The sequence below is a fragment of the Variovorax sp. 01N429 genome, from assembly GCF_056399425.1.
Genome location: NZ_JBFTRG010000184.1, coordinates 1 through 398 on the forward strand (window position 1 = coordinate 1; position 398 = coordinate 398).

At 77.4% G+C, this 398-nt stretch carries 1 protein-coding gene; it reads right to left on the minus strand.

Annotation, left to right across the window (positions count from 1 at the left end; all coding sequences use genetic code 11):
* Positions 1–386, minus strand: a 386-nt coding sequence (locus AC1DSF_RS31165; RefSeq protein ID WP_478184174.1) for a hypothetical protein, incomplete at its 3' end; no start/stop codon positions are given.
* Positions 387–398 lie beyond the last annotated feature (12 nt).

Consider the following 398-nt stretch of genomic DNA (forward strand, 5'->3'; position numbering starts at 1 on the left):
CGGGTGCGCCGCACGAGCCACCAGCCGCCGACGCATGCGGCGAGCGCGACGGCGTACGGGGTTTGCGCCAGCAGCCATCCCGGCCACCGTTCCGCGGCCTGCTCTGCGGCGCACTGCGCCCACGACGTCCGCGCGTGCAGGCAGCTGCCCGCCAGGTCGCGATACGGGGCGGTGTACCAGCGAGCGGCACCGACCAGGGCACCCGCCAGGACCGCGGCCGTTCCGGCGGCCGCGATCCGCAGACGCCACACCTGCGGCACGGCCCGGGCGACGACGACCAGACCCAGGACGATGACTGCCGGGACCGGGTTCGTCGCCGCGGCCACGGCGACCGCGGCGCGTCCGAGCGCCACGACCGGGTGGACGGGAACGGGCGGATCGGCCATGCGGTGCCGCGG